A 12,716-nucleotide genomic window follows, 5' to 3' on the forward strand; every position below is an offset into this window, starting at 1 on the left:
AGCCAGCATCGGCCCGTTTTAGGGCATCCATGATCTGACTGTCGGTAAATTTAGAACGTTTCATGCAGAACTCCTCTAATAGAGAAAATTCTACCTCTGAGTTCAGTTAACCTGCGGGGGGATTACCACCTCAGTTCATGGAGTTTAATCATGATTTTACTTTGCAGCCAAATTGATGACTTAAGCAGAAACTAAAATTCTTGCCTAAAATAAAAGGCCTTGCATCAATATTTAAACTTTTCACTAAACGCACTTAATATGAAACTCATTATCAGCCTTTTCATCGCGTTACTATGGGCAATATGCCCGCCTGCCTTAGCGCAGAGTTTCGATCATCAAGTCAAAGTGAATGTAAGCAATACTGGGGATTTATTTGAAATTAACGCCAGTTTTAAGACTCCATTAAATAATTGTGACGCTTATCGATATTTAACTGATTACGCTGCAGCCAAAAAAATTCCTGGCGTTCTTGAGTCAGAGGTAACACGTAAATCGGATTCAGTGGCCATTGTCAATCGCACGATTAGCCAATCAGTTCTATTTTTTTCGATCACTATCAAAACAACTATTGAATACACCGAGTTACCTTATGCAGGCGCAGATTTTAAGCAAATTGCTGGCGACGCTAAAATGTTTAAAGGCACTTGGCGCATAAAGCCAGAAGATACAGGAACCAATTTTATTTACCGCAGTATTATTGAGCCCAATACTATTGTGCCTAATTTTATCATTAGCAGTTATATTAAAAACGACCTACAGCAGCAATTCCTTGAAATTGCGAAGCATTCGATTACCAATAATTCAAAAACCTATTTAGCTTGTAACTAGGTTATCAACAATTTGAAATTTATTCGGTTGCTGGGTTTGGCGCGACTTCTACTACTGGGGCTTCTGCGGCGGGCTGCACAGCCTCAATAGCCGCGGCAGCACTGGCAGTTTTTGCAGCAGCAGCAAGCGTGGCTGCTGATGGCTTTTGCTTAGCAAGCGCACGAGCCAACTTATTTTTATCTTTAGGTTTAGTTGATGATTCAATCAACTTGCTTAATTGCGCGTGATTCAGTGGTCCTAAGCGGGGTTTTCCCGTTTTAGTGAGCATAGAATCATTTTTTCTAGTTCTTTGATTTTGTCCAACAGCCATAAAAAAGCCCTCAATAAAATTAGCGATGACTTAAGGAAGGCTAGCTTGGGAAGTTAGGCTTGATTAATTCCCCCATGGGGGCACAGAATGGTGATCTCAGGCGAGAATAATAGCATTTAGTAGGCCACTTCAAGGAAAATAGACCGATGTATAAATTAATTGCCTTTGATGCCTATGGCACTCTCTTTGATGTTTACTCGATTAGTCAGCTGGCTGAGTCAATTTACCCCGCTAAGGGCAAGCAACTTACAGAGCTATGGCGCGAACGGCAAATTGAATATACCCGCCTAGTCACCATCAGTGACCCTAATCCTGCGGGGAGTCGTTATTACTTATCATTTTGGGAAATTACTGCCCGAGCCTTACGCTATAGTTGCAAGCGCTTAGGTTTGCTGCTCTCGCAGGCACAGGAAGACCAATTAATGGGTCAGTATGCAAAATTAGCAGCATTTACCGAAAGCACAGAAGTGCTAAAGGGCCTCCGAGCAGCTGGCATCAGAAGCGCAATCCTGTCGAATGGTAGCAAAGAGATGCTTGCCACTGCTGTTGAAAGTAATCATCTGGCCCCTTATTTAGACCAAATTATTTCAGTCGCAGATATCAGGCTGTTTAAAACAGCCCCCCAAACTTACGGACTGTTACTAGATCATTTTCCAGTAGCCAGGCAGGAGGTCTTATTTGTTTCTAGTAATGCCTGGGATGTGGTGGGCGCTGGCTGGTATGGATTTGACACCTTCTGGGTGAATCGACATGCGCTACCATTTGAAGAAATCGGGCCGCCACCAACTTATGAGGCCAGCGGATTAATTGAAATATTAAAAAAAATAGACTGAATAATATTTTTTATATACTGCACCTATGCTAATCCTACTCGCGAACTTACCCCTTGTTTGAAACCCTTCACCCGATCATCTTAGTTGCTCTCGGCGGCGCCGTTGGTTCGGTTTGCCGCTACAAGTTAAGTGGCTTTGTGCTTTATCAAACAATTAACTGGCGCTTTCCCTTAGGCACTTTCTTAGTCAATGTGATCGGCTGTTTAGCGATTGGAATTTTAGCGGGACTCATTTTAAAATTTGAACTATTTTCTTCCCAGTCGCGTTTATTTTTAATTACTGGAATCATGGGCGGCTTTACAACTTTTTCTGCTTTTGGACTCGAAACATTTTATTTAATTCGTGAAAAAGAATTTTTAGTTGCAGGCAGTTATGTGTTGGCTAGCGTAATCGCAGGCTTGCTGGTTTTATCAATTGGTTTTTTACTCGTGCCCAGCCGAAATTAGTCAAGCTTACCCATTTGATTGGCGATGAGCAATAAGGCAATGGAAACACATCCCAATAAGAAAAAAGCCAGCTGATGCAAGATTGCGGTACCTATTACTGTCATTAACACGGTCCAACCAATGGTTAACTTAGCTTTTTTGCTCAATTTCCTCATGCCTTGCCTCGATTAATTAATCTGGTTCCCTTTACAACAATCAACGACCAATTTTAGCAAAGCCAGCAGGCCTAAGAGCGCACAAGCTAAAATTAAGCAAAATCATCAAAATTAAGGCGGTTACAAAATGAATCAGAAAAAAAATATGACAATGAGTTTGGCGCCCATTTTTATTACCCTTGGAATGACTGCTTGTGCCAATATCGTCACTAATGCATCGAACTCAAATCAAGTTACTTTAATTAGTAGCGGCACTGAATCGATGGAGAAGTTAACGGAGCAAGCCAATGCGTATTGCGTGAAGTACGGCAAAAAAGCGTCTTTTAAAGAAAACGAAAGTCAATTTGTTAATATTTTTAACTGTAATTAATTTAAAAAAACAAGATTAACCATTCAGCCTTAAATTGATAAATTGAAGTTTATTGCATGAATGATAAAAAATACGATTACATCATAATTGGCGCTGGTAGTGCCGGTTGCTTGCTGGCTAAACGCCTGACGGAAGACCCTACAGTTTCCGTATTGCTCGTAGAGGCCGGCAAAAAAGATGATTACCTCTGGATTCATATTCCCGTTGGCTATTTATATTGTATTGATAACCCCCGTACCGATTGGCGCTTTCGTACTACTGCCGACCCAGGTTTAAATGGCCGAAGTTTAATTTATCCACGCGGCAAAGTTTTAGGCGGCTCTTCTTCGATAAACGGCATGATATATATGCGGGGGCAGGCCGCCGATTATGAATCGTGGGCGCAGGAAACTGGCGAACCAGCTTGGGGCTGGCAGCCAAGCCTAAAGCGGTATAAACAATTTGAAGATTACTTTGGCGGCCAAAATGCTTGGCATGGGGTTGGTGGCGAGTGGCGGGTCGAGCGCCAGCGTTTAAATTGGCCGATCTTAGAGATATTTAAGGAGGCAGCGCAAGAGCAGGGCATTCCTGCAAGTGCTGACTTCAATCGTGGAGATAATTTTGGAGTGGGCTATTTTGATGTAAATCAAAAGTCTGGCTGGCGCTTGAACGCTGCGCGCGCATTTTTAAAAGATGCTGCTAGCAGGAAGAATCTTCAGGTCATTACTGAAGCATTGGTACAAAAGCTCATCATCAATTCCTCTACTAAGCGTTGCGAGGGCGTAACGTTTATCAAAGACCAGCGCTTGCACAGCGTCGCTTGTGCGCAAGAAGTAATCTTATGTGCAGGTGCTATTGGCAGTGTACAAATTTTAGAGCGCTCGGGTATTGGTAGCGGCAAACATCTGCAACAATTAGGCATTCCCGTGCAATCCGACTTGCCAGGGGTTGGTGAAAATTTACAAGATCATTTACAGCTGCGATTAATCTATCAGATTAAGGGTATTGCCACACTGAACACTAAAGCCAATTCGCTGTGGGGAAAAGCGTTGATTGGGTTGGAGTATCTTTTACGGCGCACAGGCCCAATGGCAATGGCACCCTCACAACTAGGCGCATTTGCTTATAGTTCAGAGCAACAAAAGCGCCCTAACTTGGAATACCATGTGCAACCTTTATCGCTTGAAAAATTTGGTGAAAATTTACATGACTTTAATGCGTTTACTGCCAGCGTTTGTAATTTAAGACCGACTTCTCGGGGCAGCGTACATATTAGCTCAACAGATTGCAATGCAGCGCCGACAATTATCACTAATTATTTATCTACTCCAGCAGATTGCCAAGTTGCAGTTGAAGCGTTAGCTTTAACCCGTAAAATTATCAGTAGTTCAGCATTTAAACCATTTCAACCTAAGGAATATAAACCGGGTATGCAATTTCAAAGTGAGGCTGAGCTAATCGATGCTGCTCGTAATATTGGCACGACAATCTTTCATCCAGTGGGAACATGCAAGATGGGCGCAAAGGATGATCTACAAGCCGTCCTAGATGCAGAATTACGGGTTAAAGGAATTGACGGATTACGAGTAGCCGATGCTGCTGCTATGCCATCTATTACCTCGGGTAATACAGCAGCGCCCACGATGATGCTGGCCCAGCGGCTAGCAGAGTTAATTCAGTCAAAGCCATTGAATGGGTAATGAAAAATTACCTACTAGCCACTTTCTTTTAGCTCTCGCAGTAGTGGCCGTTTGGGGCAGTAATTTTGTGGTTATTAAGCTCACACTTTTTACTCTGCCACCTTTATTATTCGCCGCATTACGCTTTGTCTTCGCCTTATTGCCGGCGATCTTTTTTTTACCCAAACCAAAAGTATCCTGGCTAAACTTAGCCGCTTACGGTTTTTTTATTGGCGTTGGTCAATTTGGCCTCTTATATATTGCTGTTCAAAGCCATATTTCGGCGGGCCTGTCTTCCGTGGTTGTCCAAAGTCAGGCCTTCTTTACTATTGGCCTAGCCATGTATTTTGCGCGTGAGCAGATTCGTCAATTTCAATTTATTGCTTTATTGGTTTGCCTCATTGGATTAGGCATCATTGCAAGCCATACTGATCAAGATACTGATTTCTTAGGTTTGGCCTTAGTCTTGCTGGGAGCATTATCTTGGGGCATCGGTAACACGGTTAGCCGTAACGCAGGTAAAGTCAATATGCTCGCCTATGTAGTGTGGTCGAGTATCTTCAGCGTTATCCCCTTAATTATTCTCTCGCTGATCTTTGAAGGGTGGGATTTAATACAGGCTAGTTTAGGCGGCCTTAACAGCACCTTATGGGCTGCTATCTTATGGCAGTCTTGGGGCAATACCTTATTTGGGTTTGCCGCTTGGGCGTGGCTTTTAGCCCGCCATCCAGCTGCAGTTGTTGCGCCCATTTCATTATTAGTTCCCGTTTTAGGAATCGGCTCGGCCGCAATTTTCTTGAGCGAGCCTTTGCCACTTTGGAAAATTGCCGCCGCTACTTTAGTGATAGCAGGTTTAGGAATTAATATTTATTGGCCAATCATTAGGACAAGACTTAAAAGCAGCGCCTAATTTACAGAATGCGCATAACTCAACGCCTTATCCTGCCAGTGCAGATTGATAAACCAGGCCCGCATGTTCGCGTAAAGCATGAAAACGAATAGACTCCCAGCGTTGTTGGGCAACATCAAGTTCAGATTTATGCGCCGCTAAAAATACGGGCGCATTAACGACGTCCTCAGCCATGCGGTGGGAATTTTCTTCAATAAATTTTTTGAGGATAAGAGGGTCATCTGAACTAACCCAGCGGGCTAAATTAAAGCGAGCAGGCAGTAAGCGCACCTCTGCCCCATATTCACTTTTTAAGCGATGGCTGACAACCTCAAATTGCAATTGTCCAAAAGCACCCAGTAACATCGGGCCGCCAGCAATGGGACGAAAAACTTGAATTGCACCTTCTTCGCCCAACTGCATTAGACCGATACGCAATTGTTTAGAACGCATTGGATCGGCCGATTCAACCATGCGAAAAATTTCTGGTGCAAAAAAGGGCAGGCCAGTAAATTGCAATTCTTCACCTTCACTTAAGCTATCGCCCAAACGCAGTAAGCCGTGGTTAGGCAGTCCAATAATATCGCCCGGAAAGGCCTCATCTAATATATCGCGGCGCTGAGACAAGAAAGACAGCGCATTATTGGTGCGGATTTCTTTACCATTACGACAAATTTTTAAACGCATGCCGCGCTTAAAGTGGCCAGAGCAAATGCGCAGAAAAGCGACTCGGTCGCGGTGCGCAGGATCCATATTGGCTTGAATTTTAAACACCATCGCCGAAAATTTAGGCTCGGCAGGCTCTACTTCGCGTTGCAAAGCCTTGCGCGAGCCGGGTGCTGGTGCAAGCTCAACTAAAGTATTGAGAATTTCCCGTACGCCAAAATTATTAATTGCTGAACCAAAAAAAACGGGGGATTGTTTGCCAGCTAAAAACGCTGCACGATCAAATGCCGGCATCGCATTACGAATTAAATCGACTGCAGCAAGCGCTTCATCTAAATCACTGCCAAGCCGTTTTTTTAATTCAGGATCATGAATATCAATAAATGTATTACTGCTTTCGGAAACCCGATCTTCGCCCGCTTTAAATAAACGCATTTTAGATTGGGCAATATCGATCACTCCTGCAAACGATTTACCCATGCCAACTGGCCAAGTAAACGGTACTACCGCCATACCTAAGGCAGTTTCAATTTCATCCATCAAGTCCAGTGGACTTTTTACTTCTCGATCCATTTTATTAATAAAGGTTACTAGGGGCGTATTACGCGCCCGACAAACTTCTAATAGCCGTAAGGTTTGTGATTCAACGCCATTCGCAGCGTCAATAACCATGAGAGCAGAATCGACTGCTGTTAATACGCGATAGGTATCTTCCGAAAAATCTTGGTGACCAGGTGTATCTAGCAAATTAATAATGCAATCACGATATTCCATTTGCATAACAGAGCTGGCTACCGAAATACCGCGTTGCTTTTCAATCTCCATCCAATCGGAAGTTGCGTGCCTGCTGGCTTTGCGGGCTTTAACGCTGCCAGCAATCTGAATTGCGCCTGCATACAGCAGCAATTTTTCTGTCAGCGTTGTTTTCCCCGCATCGGGGTGGGAAATAATGGCAAAGCTACGGCGTCGCTGAACTTCTCCGGCTGTGCTATTGGATGAAAGTGTTTCGATGGGGCGCTATCTATGGAATAACAGAACAGCGCTCATTATAAGTGTGAGAGTATAAGGACAACCGAAATTAAAACCGCTCGCCCGCTTTGAGGTAGCGCCACTGTCCTAAAGGTAGGGGCCCCAAGCTAATTTGCCCAATTCGAATTCGTTTTAATCCAACTACCTTCAGATCAACGAGTTCACACATGCGCCGAATTTGCCTTTTACGCCCTTCGCGTAAAACAAAGCGCAATTGATCTTCATTTTGCCAGCTCACTTTAGCGCGTTTAAGTAATTGACCATCGAGTGATAAGCCGTGGTTGAGTTGCTCAAGCCCGGCGGCCGATAATTTGCCGGTAACACGCACGAGATATTCTTTTTCAATTGGGCTATCTTCGCCAATCAGAAGCTTAGCGACACGACCATCTTGGGTTAAAACCAACATGCCAGAAGAATCAATATCAAGACGACCAGCTGGGGCAAGACCGCGGGTATTAAAGTGTGCATCCCGTTGGGGGTCAAGTGGATTGGCAAAATAATGCTCCGCAGTAATGAGAGCGGCAGCCGGTTCATAAGCTTGAGCATCATCTAAATGAGAAATATAACCAATTGGCTTATTTAAAATAACAGTGATACGCGCCTCTTGCTGTCGTTGGGCTGCCACCCGAAGCTCGATTTTTTGGTGTCGAAATGCGCGCGTCCCAAGTTCCACTACCAACTCACCATCAACTGTCACCAGCCCTTGTTCAATATAGTTATCCGCCTCACGTCGTGAGCATAATCCCAGCTCAGATAGTAATTTGGAAACCCGAACTTTTTCTGGAGGCGAATTAGCAAGATTCATTTAGGTGCGCACAATATGAACACTACAGGGCGATTCTTCAACAATTTTGGTCATCGCAGTTCGCCATGGCGTAACGAGATTGGGGGCTTTATGAGAGGCGCCAATTAAAATAAGCGAAGCATCATTATCTTTAGCAAACTCTACTATTCTGCTGGCAGGATCTAAGGCCTCAACGACATGATACGAAATTCGCTCGGGAGGTAACTTTAACGGTTTAGCCCATTCCATTAATTGCACTAAATGGCCACGCATAATACCGCTAGCCGTTTCAATTTCTTTATTACCTTCATAAGTTGGGGTTCCTGTAATGGCTGCTAGGCAAATGAGACGACTTTCGGGAGCAGCAAAAAGCAGATTTTTTGCTGCGCTTTGCATCCGCTCCAATAAAAGAGCATCACCTTGACGGGTGTCAAGCGCTGCAATAATCAGCGGTGCATGCTGGATAGCAGTACTTGGTAATGGACAGGGCGAGGGCTCATAGCCTGAGGCTCTAAACCAGCGCTTCATTTTCCCCCAAAGACTGGGAGGCTCAATTCGTTCAGCCCTTTCAGTTAATTTAACGGACTCGGGATGCAGTAGCGCTTGGCGCAATTGGACGGCGCTTTGGTAGCGATCGGCAGCCCGAGGCTCTATGCAACGCAGCACTACTTCTTGAAGCCAGCGAGGAATTTCTTTGCGCAGCGCCCGCGGTGGTAAGGGCTCCTCCCACATACGGTTTCGCAACCCCCTCATGGTTTGGGGATTACCAAAAGGCAATTCCCCAGTTAATAATTCATACAGAATGACGCCAATTGAAAAAATATCACTTCGCCAATCATCACGTACACCCATGACTTGTTCTGGCGAAATATAAGGCGCAGAGCCAACGCCTTTGCGCATTTCTTCTGCTAGTAAATCGGGATAACGGGCATGATGTGCCAGGCCAAAATCAATTAGGGTTAATTTACCCTTATCATCCAGCAAAATGTTATCGGGTTTTAGGTCGAGATGAATTGCATCCTGGGCATGAATAGATTGCACAGCATTTGCCAGATCGACACCAATTTTTATCACTTCAGGAATTGAAAATAATTTTCCAGCTTTGATGGCTTCTTCTAATGCGCGACCAGGAATTTGTTCCATCGCAATATAAGGTCGAGTAGCCATATTCCCAGCACCCAAAAATTGAGGAATGAAAGGGCTTTTAAGAGAACGAAGAATAGTTAATTCGGTTTCAAAGGCAACCAGACTTTCAACTGGCTGATCACGCCCTACGCGCGGGATTTTTAACAGAATCGGAAAATCAATCCCCGTTTTTTTTGCTGAGTAGAGACTTGCCATGCCACCACGATGAAGTTCTTCGCCCAATAAAAACCCATCAACAATTTTGCCTGCTTGAAAAATATCATCAACTGCCTCTATTGCAGGTGTTGTCAGCGCGGTCATGAATCATCTGCCCGTAATCAGTCTGTTGGCCAAATCTTCTGGCAGACCAGCTAAGCGAACTTTTTCGGCGGCACTGTAGTTATCGTATGGCACACGGTGAAAAGTAAGACTTTCAATTGCAGGCTCAAAAATAGCAAAGCAGGCTTGAGCAATGCCATCGCGTGGCTGACCCAAGGATCCCGCAATACCTACCCAACGGCGATAGCGCCATACTGGCACCGGATCACTATGTTGAGGTGCAAAGCGCAATAATTTGCCAACGGCAGTTTGGTAAAAAAGTGCTTGCTCATGAACGTGTCCCACAAAGGTGTAGGGTTTGCCAGAGCTTTCAACACAATTCCAAGCGCTGAGGCTATCGGTAATGTAATTCCACTCTTCTGGATGATGAGCGGAAGCATGAGTAAAACAAATTTCTTCCTCATGCAAAATTAAGGGGAGATTTTTTAAGAAATGAATATGCTGGGTAGATAATTGGGACCGAGTCCATTCGATCGCAGTCCAAGCCGATTTATTCATACGTTTGCTGTAATCCTCAAAGACGGCGGCATCATGATTACCCAGTACCGCCAAGGCTTTTTTGGCAGCAATGAGATCGCCAATGCGATCTAGTATGGCAACGGGATCAGCGTTATAGCCGACGAGATCACCCAAAAAGACCATGCGGGTTACGCCAAGCTCGCTCGCGCGAGCCATACAAGCTTCAAAAGCTTCTAAATTACTGTGTAAGTCAGCAAATAATCCAATGCGCTCGGTCATCCCTCATGATAAAGCCTAATAAAAACTGCTTTCACCATTTGGCCTATTTTTGAAGCGTTTATGCACCCAATAGTATTCTGCCGGACGCTCACGTACTAGGATTTCGATTTGTTGATTTAAAAAAGCAGTATCCGCATTGATATCGGTACTAGGAAAGTCAACTAGGGGCTCACGAATTTCACAAAGATAACCCGATTCATCCGCTTTTAAGGTCGTACTCATAATACAAACTTCGGCTTTAGTTACTTGTGCTAGACGGGAAACAGCCGTAATTGTATTCGTGAGGATGCCAAAAAAGGGTACGAAAGCCGAGTCTTTAAGACCTAAATCAATATCAGGAGCAATAATCACAAAATTACCATCGCGTATTTCGCGAATCAACTGAATCATATTGCCCTCGCGTTCAATCGAGTTTCCCCCGAAGCGATTGCGCCAAGTAATAATTTTTTGATTAAAGAAGGGGGTTTTCATGCGCTGAAAAAATCCCGAAGTACGTGGCCAATTGCGTTCAGTGGCTAGGGCGCTAATAATAATGCTACCCTCAATGCCGACAAAGTGCGGATTGACTAGAATGCGGGGTTTACGGTCCGCTAGATCAACTGCTGTTCGTACTTCTATCATTTTGCTCAATTGCTTTACCGAGCCGCGCCAAATGATACTGCGCTCTAATAAGCTACGGCCTAATAAGCGCCAATGCGAAATGGCTAAAGAGGCAATAGCTACCGAACTAAGCTCTGGAAAACAGCGCTGTAAGTTAGCCTTAACAACCTGCTGTCGTTCACTTGGAATATGCGCTGCCAGCCACCCTAAACCATAACCTAGGTGAACTAAGGCCGGATAGGGTAAATAGGTTAAAGCATTTAAAAGCCCTACTAGCAGATGATTCAGTACAGATTTAAGCCAGCTCAAAACAGCTCCATAAAAGTAATGGCAGAAAATAAATGAAGAGTTAAAAGAGCAAAGCCTAAAATGGCAGGCCCACGTTTTTTATTATTCGGCTTGATAGCGTGCGAGACTCTTAGCATAGGCAATCGCCAGTTCAGCAGGGTCGCTAACGGTGATACCTAAATCGTTAATCAGGCCATTTTCTAAGCGGTAAGCCCAGCCATGAATAGTTAAATCTTGTCCGCGCGACCAGGCGTCTTGTACGATGGTTGTTTCGCACACATGAACAACTTGTTCGATTACATTTAGTTCACATAAGCGATCTTGTTTTTTTGCAGTTGGCACCGCTTCACCTAAATAGCGCTCATGCATTTGCCCTACATCTTTTACATGGCGCAACCAATTATCAGCAAGCCCCACGCGTCGCCCACTAAGTGCAGCATGCACACCAGCACAGCCATAATGGCCAACGACTAAAACATGCTCAACTTTTAGTAAATCAATCGCAAACTGTAAAACCGAGAGGCAATTTAGGTCGGTATGCACCACTACATTAGCTACATTGCGATGGACAAAGAGCTCGCCTGGGAGAAGATCAACGATCTCGTTAGCGGGTACTCGGCTATCTGAACAGCCAATCCAGAGATACTTAGGAGCCTGCTGATTAACAAGGCGCTTAAAGAAATTAGGATCTTGTTTAACCCGATTTTCAGCCCATTGGCGATTATTTATAAATAGCTGCTCAAGGGTTTTATCTGAAGTTTTGGTCGACATAGAGTAAAGTTTAAAGTACTTTTAAATTACCAAGAGAAATGAAAGAAACGCATGTACAAGCTATTTAAATACCTATTTTTGCCCCTCCTAGTGATAGGGGGCTTGTTGGCTGCCTATACTTGGGCTACCTTGAACTGGAGCTATTCTAGTGGCGAGCGAGCTGGCTATGTTCAAAAATTCTCGAATCGCGGCTTTATTTGCAAAACCTGGGAAGGTGAATTAGCAATGGTTTCGATGCCCGGAACGATGTCGGAAAAATTCCTTTTTACCGTACGGAATGATGCAGTAGCACAGAAAATTAATGCAAATTTAGGTAAAAAAGTTGCTTTAAAGTACGAACAACACATTGGCTTGCCGACTAGTTGTTTTGGCGAGACCGAATATTTTGTTACTGAACTCATTGTACTAGACTAGCCCTCAGGGTCGATCCTATAAGGAATTTTTACGAATTGACTTTATTTTTGTAATAAATTGTGGTTAAAATCCTATTAGCGCGTTGTGCGCAACCTAATCCACAAGGAGCCTCACTTGAACAAAGCAGAACTAATCGCAGCAATTGCTGACGATGCCGAAATTTCAAAAGCGAAAGCTGAATTTGCATTAAATTCATCAATTGAAAATATTATTAAAGCAGTTACTAAAGGTGACTCAGTACAGTTAATTGGTTTTGGTACCTTCTCATCTGGTAAGCGTGCTGCACGCATGGGACGTAACCCAAAAACGGGCGAGCCTTTAAAAATTGCCGCAGCTAAAACTGTTAAGTTTTCTGCTGGTAAAGCCTTTAAAGATTCTGTTAATAAGCGTAAGAAGTAATTCGTTTGTCTACAGCAAAGCCCGGCTAGCCGGGCTTTTTTATTGCCATTTGGTTTATCTTCATTAAGCCCAAG

At 44.1% G+C, this 12,716-nt stretch carries 16 protein-coding genes; 8 read left to right on the forward strand and 8 right to left on the reverse strand.

All coding sequences use genetic code 11. The features are described from left to right. The first annotated feature begins 258 nt into the window (after positions 1 to 258). Complete coding sequence (locus LZT22_RS07130; RefSeq protein WP_233924387.1) at positions 259 to 828, forward strand: SRPBCC family protein; 570 nt, start codon at positions 259 to 261, stop codon at positions 826 to 828. Positions 829 to 847: 19 nt separating this feature from the next. Here the strand turns inward: LZT22_RS07130 and LZT22_RS07135 are convergent, their stop codons facing one another. Next, positions 848 to 1,096, reverse strand: a complete 249-nt coding sequence (locus LZT22_RS07135; RefSeq protein ID WP_233924388.1) for a hypothetical protein — start codon at positions 1,094 to 1,096, stop codon at positions 848 to 850. Positions 1,097 to 1,284: 188 nt separating this feature from the next. Here LZT22_RS07135 and LZT22_RS07140 point away from each other — a divergent pair, with 188 nt between their 5' ends. Continuing rightward, positions 1,285 to 1,971: a haloacid dehalogenase type II gene (locus LZT22_RS07140; RefSeq protein ID WP_233924389.1), complete on the forward strand. Its 687-nt coding sequence runs from the start codon at positions 1,285 to 1,287 to the stop codon at positions 1,969 to 1,971. Between the two features lie 53 nt (positions 1,972 to 2,024). Next, a complete protein-coding gene (gene crcB, locus LZT22_RS07145; RefSeq protein WP_233924390.1) occupies positions 2,025 to 2,417 on the forward strand; it encodes a fluoride efflux transporter CrcB in 393 nt (130 codons plus the stop codon). On the opposite strand, the gene LZT22_RS07150 is transcribed toward crcB, so the two are convergent. Beyond that, the gene (locus LZT22_RS07150; RefSeq protein ID WP_233924391.1) at positions 2,414 to 2,572 is read right to left on the reverse strand and encodes a hypothetical protein; all 159 of its coding nucleotides are present in this window, start codon (positions 2,570 to 2,572) and stop codon (positions 2,414 to 2,416) included. The two genes, crcB and LZT22_RS07150, sit on opposite strands and share 4 nt — an antisense overlap. Before the next feature lie 127 nt (positions 2,573 to 2,699). Here LZT22_RS07150 and LZT22_RS07155 point away from each other — a divergent pair, with 127 nt between their 5' ends. From LZT22_RS07155 to LZT22_RS07165, 3 genes are read left to right on the forward strand one after another with little or no spacing between them, the layout of a single operon-like run. After that, entirely contained in the window at positions 2,700 to 2,942 is a 243-nt protein-coding gene (locus LZT22_RS07155) for a hypothetical protein (protein WP_233924392.1), read from the forward strand. Positions 2,943 to 2,998: 56 nt separating this feature from the next. After that, positions 2,999 to 4,621 carry a GMC family oxidoreductase gene (locus tag LZT22_RS07160; RefSeq protein ID WP_233924393.1) on the forward strand — a complete coding sequence of 541 codons (1,623 nt, stop codon included), beginning with the start codon at positions 2,999 to 3,001 and terminating at the stop codon, positions 4,619 to 4,621. Beyond that, on the forward strand, positions 4,614 to 5,510 hold the full coding sequence (locus LZT22_RS07165) for an EamA family transporter (RefSeq protein WP_233924394.1): 897 nt from the start codon (positions 4,614 to 4,616) through the stop codon (positions 5,508 to 5,510). Before LZT22_RS07160 ends, LZT22_RS07165 begins: the two co-directional genes overlap by 8 nt. 27 nt (positions 5,511 to 5,537) lie before the next feature. Here the strand turns inward: LZT22_RS07165 and LZT22_RS07170 are convergent, their stop codons facing one another. The 6 genes from LZT22_RS07170 to can form a co-directional block, all read right to left on the reverse strand. Next, a complete protein-coding gene (locus LZT22_RS07170; RefSeq protein ID WP_233924654.1) occupies positions 5,538 to 7,166 on the reverse strand; it encodes a peptide chain release factor 3 in 1,629 nt (542 codons plus the stop codon). A gap of 67 nt (positions 7,167 to 7,233) precedes the next feature. Then, the gene (locus LZT22_RS07175) at positions 7,234 to 7,989 is read right to left on the reverse strand and encodes a pseudouridine synthase (protein WP_233924395.1); all 756 of its coding nucleotides are present in this window, start codon (positions 7,987 to 7,989) and stop codon (positions 7,234 to 7,236) included. Continuing rightward, on the reverse strand, positions 7,990 to 9,414 hold the full coding sequence (locus LZT22_RS07180) for a bifunctional serine/threonine-protein kinase/universal stress protein (RefSeq protein WP_233924396.1): 1,425 nt from the start codon (positions 9,412 to 9,414) through the stop codon (positions 7,990 to 7,992). Positions 9,415 to 9,417: 3 nt separating this feature from the next. Next, positions 9,418 to 10,170 (reverse strand): metallophosphoesterase, encoded by a 753-nt coding sequence (locus LZT22_RS07185; protein ID WP_233924397.1) that lies wholly within the window; start codon positions 10,168 to 10,170, stop codon positions 9,418 to 9,420. 15 nt (positions 10,171 to 10,185) lie between these two features. Next, entirely contained in the window at positions 10,186 to 11,079 is an 894-nt protein-coding gene (locus LZT22_RS07190) for a lipid A biosynthesis acyltransferase (RefSeq protein ID WP_233924398.1), read from the reverse strand. Between the two features lie 81 nt (positions 11,080 to 11,160). Then, positions 11,161 to 11,829 carry a carbonate dehydratase gene (gene can, locus LZT22_RS07195; RefSeq protein ID WP_233924399.1) on the reverse strand — a complete coding sequence of 223 codons (669 nt, stop codon included), beginning with the start codon at positions 11,827 to 11,829 and terminating at the stop codon, positions 11,161 to 11,163. A 51-nt stretch (positions 11,830 to 11,880) separates the two neighbouring features. Here can and LZT22_RS07200 point away from each other — a divergent pair, with 51 nt between their 5' ends. Both LZT22_RS07200 and LZT22_RS07205 read left to right on the forward strand, forming a co-directional pair. Further along, positions 11,881 to 12,243, forward strand: a complete 363-nt coding sequence (locus tag LZT22_RS07200) for a hypothetical protein (protein ID WP_233924400.1) — start codon at positions 11,881 to 11,883, stop codon at positions 12,241 to 12,243. Positions 12,244 to 12,339: 96 nt separating this feature from the next. Further along, the gene (locus LZT22_RS07205) at positions 12,340 to 12,642 is read left to right on the forward strand and encodes an HU family DNA-binding protein (protein ID WP_370634770.1); all 303 of its coding nucleotides are present in this window, start codon (positions 12,340 to 12,342) and stop codon (positions 12,640 to 12,642) included. Positions 12,643 to 12,716: the final 74 nt, after the last annotated feature.

Source organism: Polynucleobacter sp. IMCC 29146 (assembly GCF_021395195.1).
GTDB lineage: Bacteria > Pseudomonadota > Gammaproteobacteria > Burkholderiales > Burkholderiaceae > Polynucleobacter.

Coding starts and splice junctions, on each gene's coding strand:
- LZT22_RS07150 (WP_233924391.1), bottom strand. CDS start 2,572: ATGAGGAAATTGAGCAAAAAAGCTAAGTTAACCATTGGTTGGACCGTG.
- LZT22_RS07140 (WP_233924389.1), top strand. CDS start 1,285: ATGTATAAATTAATTGCCTTTGATGCCTATGGCACTCTCTTTGATGTT.
- LZT22_RS07165 (WP_233924394.1), top strand. CDS start 4,614: ATGGGTAATGAAAAATTACCTACTAGCCACTTTCTTTTAGCTCTCGCA.
- LZT22_RS07160 (WP_233924393.1), top strand. CDS start 2,999: ATGAATGATAAAAAATACGATTACATCATAATTGGCGCTGGTAGTGCC.
- LZT22_RS07130 (WP_233924387.1), top strand. CDS start 259: ATGAAACTCATTATCAGCCTTTTCATCGCGTTACTATGGGCAATATGC.
- LZT22_RS07180 (WP_233924396.1), bottom strand. CDS start 9,414: ATGACCGCGCTGACAACACCTGCAATAGAGGCAGTTGATGATATTTTT.
- LZT22_RS07135 (WP_233924388.1), bottom strand. CDS start 1,096: ATGCTCACTAAAACGGGAAAACCCCGCTTAGGACCACTGAATCACGCG.
- LZT22_RS07175 (WP_233924395.1), bottom strand. CDS start 7,989: ATGAATCTTGCTAATTCGCCTCCAGAAAAAGTTCGGGTTTCCAAATTA.
- LZT22_RS07155 (WP_233924392.1), top strand. CDS start 2,700: ATGAATCAGAAAAAAAATATGACAATGAGTTTGGCGCCCATTTTTATT.
- LZT22_RS07185 (WP_233924397.1), bottom strand. CDS start 10,170: ATGACCGAGCGCATTGGATTATTTGCTGACTTACACAGTAATTTAGAA.
- can (WP_233924399.1), bottom strand. CDS start 11,829: ATGTCGACCAAAACTTCAGATAAAACCCTTGAGCAGCTATTTATAAAT.
- LZT22_RS07200 (WP_233924400.1), top strand. CDS start 11,881: ATGTACAAGCTATTTAAATACCTATTTTTGCCCCTCCTAGTGATAGGG.